The organism is Desulfovibrio sp., from assembly GCF_041907885.1.
Taxonomy (GTDB): domain Bacteria; phylum Desulfobacterota; class Desulfovibrionia; order Desulfovibrionales; family Desulfovibrionaceae; genus Desulfovibrio.
Genome location: NZ_JAYRGM010000036.1, coordinates 1 through 9625 on the forward strand (window position 1 = coordinate 1; position 9625 = coordinate 9625).

Annotated in this window: 8 protein-coding genes, 2 tRNA genes and 1 pseudogene; 3 read left to right on the forward strand and 8 right to left on the reverse strand. The window is 56.1% G+C overall.

Translation table 11 applies throughout. The features are described from left to right. A partial coding sequence (locus ACE3NW_RS11805) for a helix-turn-helix domain-containing protein (protein ID WP_374279632.1) occupies positions 1–151 on the reverse strand: 151 nt, incomplete at its 3' end. Positions 152–426: 275 nt separating this feature from the next. Between ACE3NW_RS11805 and ACE3NW_RS11810 the strand changes: the two are divergent. Beyond that, positions 427–585: pseudogene (locus ACE3NW_RS11810) on the forward strand (transposase); the annotation flags it as partial. Positions 586–801: 216 nt separating this feature from the next. Here ACE3NW_RS11810 and ACE3NW_RS11815 read toward each other — a convergent pair. Both ACE3NW_RS11815 and ACE3NW_RS11820 read right to left on the reverse strand, forming a co-directional pair. Continuing rightward, positions 802–878, reverse strand: a tRNA-Asp gene (locus ACE3NW_RS11815). Positions 879–888: 10 nt separating this feature from the next. After that, a tRNA-Val gene (locus tag ACE3NW_RS11820) sits at positions 889–964 on the reverse strand. 407 nt (positions 965–1371) lie between these two features. Between ACE3NW_RS11820 and ACE3NW_RS11825 the strand changes: the two genes are divergently transcribed. Continuing rightward, a complete protein-coding gene (locus ACE3NW_RS11825; protein ID WP_374283646.1) occupies positions 1372–2301 on the forward strand; it encodes a polysaccharide deacetylase family protein in 930 nt (309 codons plus the stop codon). A 183-nt stretch (positions 2302–2484) separates the two neighbouring features. Here the strand turns inward: ACE3NW_RS11825 and nspC are convergent, their stop codons facing one another. The 4 genes from nspC to ACE3NW_RS11845 all read right to left on the reverse strand — a co-directional run bounded on the left by nspC (position 2485) and on the right by ACE3NW_RS11845 (position 7183). Then, positions 2485–3705 carry a carboxynorspermidine decarboxylase gene (gene nspC, locus ACE3NW_RS11830; RefSeq protein WP_374283648.1) on the reverse strand — a complete coding sequence of 407 codons (1221 nt, stop codon included), beginning with the start codon at positions 3703–3705 and terminating at the stop codon, positions 2485–2487. A 47-nt stretch (positions 3706–3752) separates the two neighbouring features. Beyond that, on the reverse strand, positions 3753–4997 hold the full coding sequence (locus tag ACE3NW_RS11835) for a diguanylate cyclase (RefSeq protein ID WP_374283650.1): 1245 nt from the start codon (positions 4995–4997) through the stop codon (positions 3753–3755). A 251-nt stretch (positions 4998–5248) separates the two neighbouring features. After that, the gene (locus ACE3NW_RS11840) at positions 5249–6043 is read right to left on the reverse strand and encodes a hypothetical protein (RefSeq protein WP_374283652.1); all 795 of its coding nucleotides are present in this window, start codon (positions 6041–6043) and stop codon (positions 5249–5251) included. A 33-nt stretch (positions 6044–6076) separates the two neighbouring features. Further along, positions 6077–7183: a linear amide C-N hydrolase gene (locus ACE3NW_RS11845; protein WP_374283654.1), complete on the reverse strand. Its 1107-nt coding sequence runs from the start codon at positions 7181–7183 to the stop codon at positions 6077–6079. Between the two features lie 376 nt (positions 7184–7559). Here ACE3NW_RS11845 and ACE3NW_RS11850 point away from each other — a divergent pair, with 376 nt between their 5' ends. Further along, complete coding sequence (locus ACE3NW_RS11850) at positions 7560–8396, forward strand: EamA family transporter (protein WP_374283657.1); 837 nt, start codon at positions 7560–7562, stop codon at positions 8394–8396. Between the two features lie 186 nt (positions 8397–8582). On the opposite strand, the gene ACE3NW_RS11855 is transcribed toward ACE3NW_RS11850, so the two are convergent. Beyond that, a partial coding sequence (locus ACE3NW_RS11855) for a S1 RNA-binding domain-containing protein (protein ID WP_374283659.1) occupies positions 8583–9625 on the reverse strand: 1043 nt, incomplete at its 5' end.

Below are 9625 nucleotides of genomic sequence, written 5' to 3' on the forward strand. Positions count from 1 at the left end.
AGCCACGCGCCCCGGTATTTCGCGCAAGTTCGCGGCTTACAGTTGAGACGCTACGGCCTATCGCTTTGGCTATGGCCCTCAGTGACGTTCCACTTTTCACTGCCTGGCAGATGTAGTACCGTTCTTCCCTGGCAAGGTGTGCATAGCCCATACGCCCTTCAATCTTTGGTTGGATGGAGAGGCTAAAGGGCTATACCACCTTGCCTTTTCATTCAACTTTGAGGGTGTTGCACTTGCAAGTTGAATCCGCCTATCAAGACCGGCAGATCAAAAAGCTCGAGAAAGATTTGTCCACCTCAAAAGAGCTGTACAAAAAAATGCGGGAGTAGGGGACATTGTGTTGTTGCCTTCTGCCGCTCGGTGTTGATGGCGGAGAGTGTTAGGCTTTCTGTTGGGATGCTATCCCCCCCTCTTTGAGCTAAAGCTCATAGTTGGCGCGAAGAAGTGGCCAGAATGTTCCGTTTTACCCAGCATAACGGCATCACAGAGGGTTTTCACCGAAAGATGAAGTTGATTCAGCGGCGTGCGTATGGCTTTCGTAGCTTTGAAAACTACCGCCTGCGTGTGCGCGTTTTGTGCTGCTGAGATGGCTGGGGAATTGATCAGAAACCTGTCGGAAAATCTGCCCGTTGACGGTGGCTTGCCCCTGTCTTTGGTGTAGAGCCAGCCTTCTTCGTTTGCTATTGCGCCGTTTAGCCCCAAAAAACAGGGCCGTCCACAGTAGTGGGCGGCCCTGAAAAATATGCGCAGCTTTAAAAATAAAGAAACGGGAGGTCAGTGATCTGACCTCCCGGTGACTTCTGGCGGAGCGGAAGGGACTCGAACCCTCGGCCTCCGGCGTGACAGGCCGGCGTTATAACCGACTTAACTACCGCTCCGTTTTTGGGATGGTGGGCAGTACAGGACTTGAACCTGTGGCCCCCGCCGTGTGAAGGCGGTGCTCTACCAGCTGAGCTAACTGCCCCCCCGGCGAATTCGAGTTCTACGCAAACACCCCCTCAGAGTCAAGCATAAATTTTAAAGTAAAAAAATTTTTACAAGGCTATTTTCTTAAACATCTGAATTTTAAAGAAATTGTCAAAAAATATTTTTTAAACCCCGCAATGGCGTTGTTGCGGAGCCTCTTGCGGAGTGCTAGAGCTGCTTTAGCACAGTGCAGATAGCTGAATTCCGCTTTTTTCGCGCCTCAGGCGCTTGAGAGTAAGCAAGGAAGGGCCGCCGCAGAGGCGGTTTTCTGTTCTGGGTAATCCGTTGCTGAGGCATGAGAAAATGAGATCTGTTTTCAATAGGTTGTGGCTTTCAGTTTTTTGTCTTGCGGTTGTTGTCGTTGCGCAGCCCGTGCAGGCGCGTGTGGTGGGTGGCAACACGATCATGGATCAACCCATGCGCGAAAACCTGTGCGCTCTCACCTTTGACGACGGCCCATCTATAAACACGCCGCATCTGCTGGACATGCTGGAAGAATACGGCATCCCAGCCACGTTTTTTTTGCTGGGCAATCAGGCCGAGCGGCATCCCGACATTGTAAAGCGCATTCTCGCCGAGGGGCATGAGGTGGGCAACCACTCGTATTCGCACCCCAATCTGCGTGCTGTAAGCCCTGCCCGCAAAGAAGAAGAGCTGCGCCGCACAGACACCATTTTGCGCAATCTTGGGGCCACGCCCCTGTTCATGCGCCCGCCCTACGGCTCGTTTGATGCCTATACCGAAAAAGTGGCTGAAAGCCTGGGGCTGTCGGTGATGCTCTGGTCCATGGACAGCCGCGACTGGCAGCGTCTGCCCGACAATTATGCCACCCTGCGCAACAACCGTGGCACGGTGTACGCGCCGGGAACCCTGCGCGGTATCTTTTTGTTTCACGATTCGCACAAACGCACGGTTGATGATCTGCCGCGTATTGTCCGCGATCTGCGGGCTGGCGGTTGCCAGCGTTTTGTGACGGTGAGCGACTATCTTGCGGGCCTCATGGACCCGGAGCCAGGCCTGCTGATGACCCGCATCAAGCGCGATCCTGGCATGGACGAGCCTTCCATGGTTGCCCGGCACAAGGTTGAGGGCGTGCATCAGGCAGAAGAACTGCCCCCGCACAGTTACCCCGCAGGATCAAGCGACATACCCATGGCCCGCAGCAGTACCCCCTGGCAGCTTGGCGAAAACCAGGGCACAGATGTGGCCGGTCAGGCCGCCCAGCCCGGCGTTACAGCGCAGCCCGCCAACGATGGCGGCCAGCCGATGACCAACGGAGCCGCCCAGACGCGGGACGGTTCTGCCCTTGGCGCGCCCAAGGCTCCGGCCTCATAGCTTGCTGTAAAAGGTTTGTTTTGACATCGGTCCGTTAAAGGCGTGTAATCCAAGTAACGGCAAAAGTGCTCGTTATAGACAAATTTTCCACTGTCCTCCCCCCACAGGGAAGTACAAATGAAGGGCCCGGATCATTGATCCGGGCCCTTCTGCATTTGTGTAAAAGTGATGATTTGCAAGTCGTTACGAAAGCCGCGTTCTGAAGTCCTGGTAGCCGAATTCACGCAGCATCCTGAAGCGTGTTTCTCCAGCCGTGTCGGCCTCGCAAATGCCGATGGAGGGCAGCCGCAGCCCGTTGAATGTGGTGGTTTTGACCATGCTGTAAATGGCCATGTCTTCAAAGACCAGCCTTTGGCCTGGCACAAGCGGCGCGTTGAACGAATATTCACCGGCCACATCACCCGCAAGGCACGATTTGCCTGCGAGGCGGCATGTCCAGGTTTTTTCGGCCGCTTCGCCCGCCAGCTCGGCCACTCCGTCAAACTCATAGCGCACGCGGGGGCGGTAGGGCATTTCGATCACATCGGGCATGTGGCAGGGTACGCCAATATCCAGAATGGCCACGGGCATATCTGCCTGCACTACATCAAGCACGGTGGCCACAAGCCAGCCAGCATCAAGGGCCACGGCTTCACCGGGCTCCAGGTATATCTGCGCATTGTAGCGGTCGCGCCACGTGTTCAGGCAGTGGCAGAGCAGGTCAAGGTCGTAGCCGGGTTTGGTGATGTGGTGGCCGCCGCCCATGTTTATCCAGCGGCACTGGGGCAGCCATGCCCCAAAATGGCGTTCTACGGCCGCCAGGGTGCGTTCAAGCGCGTCTGCCCCCTGTTCGCACAGAGTGTGAAAATGCAGGCCGGAAATGCCCTCCAGAGCGGCAGGATCAAAGTGCCTTGGCCGGATGCCCAGGCGTGAACCGGGCGCGCACGGATTGTAGATGGCCGTGGCCCCCTCGGAATGCTCCGGGTTGATGCGCAGGCCGCACTGAATCTGGCGGTCAGGGCAACGGCTTTTGTTCTGCATGGCCACTGCCGGGGCAAACTCGCGCCACTGCGCCACAGAGTTGAACACAATGTGGTCAACAAGGGTGAGCAGCTCGGCCATTTCGCGCCGGTTCCAGGCTGCGGCAAAGGCGTGTACCTCACCGCCAAAGTCTTCGCGCGCAAGGCGGGCTTCGTCCACAGAGCTGGCGCACGCGCCCCACAGGGGGCCGTGCCCCTTGCTGCGCGAAAGCAGCGGAAACGTGGCCCAGGCTGCATAGCCCTTGAGAGCCAGCAGAATTTTTGCACCCGTGCGCTCCTGAACCGTGTTCAGAATGGCGGCATTGGCCGCAAGTTGGGCCTCATCCAGCACAAAGCAGGGCGAAGGAATGCGGGCCGGGTCGAACAGAAGGTGCTGGCAGTGCATGGTTGGTCCTTTCAAAGGAGATTTAGACGGTTGGGTGTTTGCGGGCCTTAGTGCTGCCACACAAACCTGTCGCGGCCTTCGCGTTTGGCCGTATAAAGCTCGCTGTCAGCGGCGCTTATGAGCGTTTCAAGGTCGTTTGCGCGCTGCTCGGCCATGCCTATGGAAACAGAGATGGCAATACTGAGAGCGCCGATCTGTACGGGTTTTGAGCTCACAGAGCTGCGAAAACTCTCCAGCCGTTGAACAAAGTCCTGCTTTTCCACACCCGGTGCGACGACACAAAATTCCTCTCCGCCGTAGCGGCCACATATGAACGGCGCGGGAAACGTGTCGCGCAGCATGGCTCCAAGCTGGCGCAGGGCAATATCGCCCGCCAAATGGCCGTAGCGGTCGTTTACCTGCTTGAAGTAATCCACGTCTATCATGGCCGCGCAAATACTGTGGCGTTCTTTGCGTGCCTCGGCCACTGCTTCTTGCGCCAGCACAAAAAACTGGCGGCGCACCAGCAGATTGGTGAGGGCATCGCGCTCGGCAAGGGCGCGGTTGTTGCGAATCAGGTCCTGTATGTCAAGGTTCATGGCTATGCGGCACAGCAGCTCTTCAAACGATGCTGTTTTGAAAACATAGTCGTTGGCCCCCGACCTGAGAAAGCGCGCGCCCGCATCAGTGCCCACCGAGATAACTATGATGGACAGCTCGTCCATGGTGTGGCTTTTGCGTATGGCGGCGGTCAGCTCCATGCCGTCCATGCCGGGCATGTAGTGGTCGGCCAGCACAATACGTATGCCGGGGTGCTCTTTGAGCAGCTGCAGGGCCTCAAAGCCGTTGCCTGCGGTATATGCCGTAATGCGCTGCCGCCGCAAGAGCTCTGAAACCTGCATGCACCAAAGGTTTGAGTCGTCCACGATCAGGGCTTCCACGCCGCTGTTGGCGCGCAGACGCCGCACCACGCGCATCAGGTACATCATGTCGTCTGGTGTGCGCTTGACAATATAGTCTGTAACACCCTGCAACATAAGGCGTTTATATATATTTTCGTCAAATGTGGCGCTCACCACAACCACGGGGATATTTTGGGCGAGAATTGCCGGTACAACTTCGCCATTGGGGGCATCAGGCAGATTGAGGTCGCACAGGGCAAGAAAATACTGCGAAGCATCTGTTTGCAACAGGTGCATGGCCTCGTCGAGGCTTTCAGCGCAGTCGAAGGCAAGCCCCAGCTGTTCCTTGAGATTGTGCGCCATGAATCGCGCGGTTGTACGGCTGTCTTCGACAATTAAAACTTTTTGCATGACTGCTTCCGCGTGGCGCTGTGGTTTGGGGCAAAAAAACGGTCAGCCGCACAAGTATATGGAACCCGTGCGGCCAGTGCCCGGATGGTAGTAATTTTTGCCCGTGCAGTCAAAACACATCTGGTGGTTGGCAACTGTATTGTTCAGACAGTGCAGGAATGCAAACATGATGTTTACGCCGGTTGGAACTGCCAGATCTCATATGGAGGACGGTTCCAACCGGCATTATAATTGTGGCCTGAGAATATGACCTAAAATGTAAAGGCCAGTCCAATTACGGGGCCATGCAGCGTGGCATTTGCCTTGAAATTATTTCTGCCGCTGCCGCTTTCATAATTCAGGCCCACCGCACGGTAACCGCCAAGTACCGTGGCGTTTTCCCAAAAGTTGTAGCCAATCAGGGCCATGGTATCCCACGTAAAGGTAGAGCTTGCGCCAAAACCGCCCACGCCGCCGCGCAGTTCGGCGTACCATCTGTCGTTGAAGCGTATGTTTGTACGCGCCCCGATGGTGGGATCTACCCAGCTTTTCTGCATGTGTACAGAATCGCCCATCTGCATGTATTCGGCGCTCAGTTTCATGTCCAGCGTCCAGATGCGCGCACCGGCCAGCAGGTCAAAACTTGCGGTGCTGCCCTGCTGCCCCAGGGCAAAGTTGCCAAGCCGGTAAAAGGCGGCAAGATCGGTCATGGTAAAGGACATTTGTCCGTCCAGGCCCACGCCCTTGCGCGAGGTCTGGTCACCCAGGCGGGCATAGTTGAATTCGCCCAGCAGCCCCACGGTATCGCGGTAGATCACTTCCATGTGGGCCATGGCAGCAAAATTGAGGTACTTATCAATCTGGGCAAAGTTGTTGGATACGTTGGTTTCATAGCCCCTTGCGCCAAATTTGCCAGAAAATCCGGTTATCCAGCCATAGGGAACCAGCACAATTTTAAGGTCGTTGGCGCTGGCAGCGCCCTCGGCGGCGCTGGCAGGGGCCGGGCCAGGCATGGCGCAGGCCAGACACAGCAGAACAAGAACAGCGCGGCACAGAATACGGGTCATGCTTTTCTCCTCACTTGCCATGTTGGTTTGCGGTTACTGCGCGGGGCGGGCCGTGCCCGTTACGTCGGTGTACGAGGGCTGCCCACCCACAGGAATGGCGGCGGGAGCCTTGGCATCATTCAATGCACGGGCTACATCGACCATAAACCAGTTCTTGTTGTCGTAGGTGCGGAAGTAGTAGCGCAGGCGTTGGGTATCACCCACCACCGACCATACGGTAACATCATAGTTGTCGCCGTTGGGCGTGGCCTGCCGTACTGTTCCCTTGGGAATGTCCACGCTGTCGATAAGGGTCATGGCCAGAGTAACGCCGTTGTCCGGCCCTGTGACCGGCAGCGAGGCCTGTGCAAGCGCGACCGTGCGCACAAAGCGGTGCGGCGGGCTGAAATCGCCCGGCAGCCCCAGCATGCCGGAGCCCTGACCAGTCTGGTGAATGCTGAAGCCCGCCAGATCAAGCTTGGGAACGCCCGTGGCAGAGAGATTCACGTAGTTGGAGAGGTTGATAAGCATCCAGTCAAAGGGCGGCGAATTGGTCATGACCCCCAGCGGGTTGTCGTACACCTTGAGCTGGCCCTCGGTGTACTCAACCACGATGCACCCGCCAGCGGCATCGTGTACGGCATAGTGCAGAGGCAGCGTAGCGCCACCGGGAAGCGGCAGGGGGGCCTCGCATACGCGAACGCCCTTGAGGCCCTCGCGTACCTCGTCCACCGTGGCAAAGCTGGAAAGCATCCAGTTGGCCACTTCAAAATTGGCTATGGTTTTTGCCGCAAGGGCAGGATCATAAGACTGGTAACCGGCAAAGCCGGGAAACAGCAGCATGCCAACAACCAGGCCCTTTTCGTTCATGCCGTCGCTGACAATGGGCGGGGCATAATCGCGCATGCCTACAAAACCGTACTTGGCTGTCCAGGTGAGGCCGCCGTCCTTGCCGTCCGGCAGGGTTCCCCGCATGGGGGTACCCTGGGGAAAAATGGCAACAACGGCCGTGGGCGATGTGGGAAATTCCATGGTGCGGGCATAAAATATGCCGCCGTCTGTTGTTTTGACACGCAGGCTTGTGCAGGCCTGTGACGATGAAGCTCCATTTGCCACCAGCGCAAGGAAAAGAAGCAATGGAAAAACGACACTGCGCAACATGGTAACCAGCCTTGTTATGGGTTCTGGGCGACGTTCCTTATCGTATTTATTCCTCTTTCCGCATCAGCCACTAAAGCTGCTGTGTATCTTATTTTTTCGATATATTATGTAAACTAATATATGTACTGGTTGAAAAATGGTATTTGCTGCATAAAAAGTTACAGTAATGATTTACGCAAGGCAAGAACGTATGCGTGATTTACAAACAATGTCTTCAACATGTCTATGTTTATGTGGTATTTTAAACAATTAATTGTGTATTATTATAAATTTAAGTAAACAAATATGCATGAAATTGATGATTTAAAAATTTAATTGCTTGTGTTGCGCTAAATGGAATTCTTGGCATCACTCTCATAATGGCATAGTAAAAAGTATGTTACCGTTTATACTGCTGGCCATACTGTTTGCGGCTTTTCTGCACGCGCTGTGGAATATCATTGTCAAAAGTGGTGAAAACAAGCTTTTTGAGACAGGTCTGAATGCTTTTGGAGCCTGTGTGGGGGCCTTGTGTCTGCTGCCTTTTTTACCGCCTTTGGCGCAGAGCGCCTGGCCCTACCTTGGCATGTCGTGTTTGTGCCACCTCGGTTACTACATCTGCATTTCCGTAGCCTATGAGCGGGTGGACATGTCTTTTGCCTACACCGTCATGCGCGGCTGCGCGCCTTTGCTCACGTCGCTGGCCCTGCTTGCCTTTGGCGTGAACATGTCTGTGGGGGCATGGTGCGGGGTGTTGACCCTCTGCGCCGGGATTTTATGTCTGGGTACGGACAATATGCGGCGGGGATACGGCTGGAGCGAGGTTTTCATCTCTCTGCGCACCTCGTGCATCATTATGGGCTACACCCTTGCCGATGGCCTTGGGGCCCGCGAAAGCGGCCATGCGGCTACCTACACCACCTGGATTTTTCTGGTCAACGCGCTGCCGGTGCAACTGTATATTTTGTGGCGACACGGGCTGAGCTATGCGGGTTATGCCCGCAAGCGGCTTGTGGTGGGCACGCTGGGGGGCCTTGCCAGCATGGGCTCGTATGGTATTGCGCTGTGGGCCATGACCCTTGCGCCCATTGCTGTTGTGGCGGCACTGCGGGAAACCTCGGTGATTTTTGGCATGCTGCTGGCAATGTGGCTGCTTGGCGAGCGCTTTACGCCGCTGCGGGGCGTTTCGGTCGTGCTGGTGGTGGGCGGGGCTGCCCTGCTCAAACTGGCCTGAGCGCGGGCGTTTATCCTGCGCAAGTGGCTTAGTCGCTTCACAGACATTTTTTGCCCTGGGTGCGCCCGAAGCAATACGTGGAACTGCCCAGGCTTTTTTGGCCGTGCGCGGCATTTTTATACATCAAGAACAAGAAAGGGCGCTCCCTTGCGGGAACGCCCTTTTGTATCTTGAAGCAATAACAGACTAGCTGTTTTCGCTTTCTTCAAACTTCTGCTTGAGCAGATCGCCCAGGCTCTGGCCAGCTTCCTGCGGGCCGGAATGGAATTCCTTGGGCTTGCGGCGTTCTTCTTCGTCCTTGATCTGCTTGATGGAAAGGCCCAGGCGGCGCTCTTCAGCGCTGACATGGATAACCTTGGCCTGGATTTCCTGGCCTTCCTTGTAGATCTCGGCGGGGGTCTTCACTTTCTTGCTGGAAAGTTCGGAAACATGCACCAGACCTTCAATACCTTCTTCCACTTCAACAAAGAGGCCGAAGTCGGTGATGTTGGTCACGATACCCTTGATGGTGCAGCCCACGGGGTAGGTGTTGGGCACGTGTCCCCACGGATCGTCCACCAGCTGCTTGACGCCGAGGGTGAACTTTTCGTTTTCCTGATCCACGGTCAGCACCTTGGCCTGCACGGTGTCGCCCACCTTGTACAGTTCGTTGGGATGACGCACTTTCTTGGTCCAGGAAATGTCGGAAACGTGGATAAGGCCGTCGATGCCGTCCTCGATGCCAATGAACATGCCGAATTCGGTGATGTTCTTGATGACGCCTTCAAGGATGGTGCCTTCGGGGTACTTTTCAGCAACCAGTTCCCAGGGATTGGGGCGAACCTGCTTCATGCCGAGGCTGATGCGCTTCTTGTCGCCGTCCACGCCCAGAATGACCACGTCCACTTCGTCGCCGGTGTGAACCATCTGGGAAGGATGACGCAGCTTGCGGGTCCAGGACATTTCGGAAATGTGAACCAGGCCTTCAACGCCGGGTTCCAGTTCCACAAACGCGCCGTAGTCAACCAGGTTGGTGACCTTGCCGCTGCACTTGGCACCTTCGGGGAAGCGGGCAGAGATGTCCTGCCACGGATCGGGCACAAGCTGCTTGAGGCCCAGGGAAACCTTGTTGTTGTCGCGGTCGAAGGAGAGCACCTTCAGGGTCAGTTCCTGACCGATGGTGATCATTTCCTTGGGGTGGCGAATGCGCTTCCAGCTCATGTCGGTGATGTGCAGCAGGCCGTCGAGGC

Coding starts and splice junctions, on each gene's coding strand:
- ACE3NW_RS11825 (WP_374283646.1), top strand. CDS start 1,372: ATGGATCAACCCATGCGCGAAAACCTGTGCGCTCTCACCTTTGACGAC.
- nspC (WP_374283648.1), bottom strand. CDS start 3,705: ATGCACTGCCAGCACCTTCTGTTCGACCCGGCCCGCATTCCTTCGCCC.
- ACE3NW_RS11835 (WP_374283650.1), bottom strand. CDS start 4,997: ATGCAAAAAGTTTTAATTGTCGAAGACAGCCGTACAACCGCGCGATTC.
- ACE3NW_RS11840 (WP_374283652.1), bottom strand. CDS start 6,043: ATGACCCGTATTCTGTGCCGCGCTGTTCTTGTTCTGCTGTGTCTGGCC.
- ACE3NW_RS11845 (WP_374283654.1), bottom strand. CDS start 7,183: ATGTTGCGCAGTGTCGTTTTTCCATTGCTTCTTTTCCTTGCGCTGGTG.
- ACE3NW_RS11850 (WP_374283657.1), top strand. CDS start 7,560: ATGTTACCGTTTATACTGCTGGCCATACTGTTTGCGGCTTTTCTGCAC.